The 756-nt window shown below is 55.8% G+C and carries 1 pseudogene; it reads right to left on the minus strand.

The window, feature by feature from the left end:
• Nucleotides 1–756: pseudogene (locus tag ACTHUM_RS16280) on the minus strand (hypothetical protein); the annotation flags it as partial.

Consider the following 756-nt stretch of genomic DNA (forward strand, 5'->3'; position numbering starts at 1 on the left):
CTTTGTTCAGCTTGACGGTCACTTTATCGTCTTGGGCTTCAGTGGTGATGTTGTCGTCGCCGGCAACGGTCACGGTGGAGCCGAGTTTTTCGATATTGGTGCTGCCGCTGTCGCCGTTGAAGGTCAGGCCTTTGGTGTCAACGGTGGTTTTGGCATCTACACCTTTTTGGATGTCGTCTTTGGTGTCTTGCGCCAAGTCGATGCTGTAGTCGGTCACGTTGTTCGCGTCTTCTGCTGAAGCAGTGACGGTCACTTTGTCCGAACCTGCGCTCGCAGTCGTGCCTTTGGCGTTGACGGTATAGATGTCTTGGCCGTTGGCGCCGGTCGTTTTCACCACATCTTTGATGTTGGTGCCGGCTGCAACCTCGGTACGGGCGGCGGCGCTTTGCTGTTTCAGCTGGCTGTAGTTGACGGCGTCGGTGTCATCGGTACCGGCGGCAACGTTGGTCACTTTGTTGCCGGCGGCATTGATGCCTGACTTGGTCACACTCGGGCCACCGGTAATGGTGAGGCCGTCTGAATTCAGTTTGCTGTCGCCTGCGGTGACGCTGTCAACAGTGATGTCTTTGGCCAGTTTCAGCTGTGCGCCACCGGCTACGGTTTCGCTGATGATGTTGCTGTCGCCTTTGACATTGATGGTGTCACCCAATGCGTAGTTGTTGCTGCCGGTGGTACCACCGAAGTTGATGCCTTTGGCGATATTGGCGGCGTTGTTGGCTACGTTTTGGTTGGTCGCAAACAGTTGGCTGCCGTTAA

This window comes from Neisseria sp. P0021.S006, from assembly GCF_051956895.1.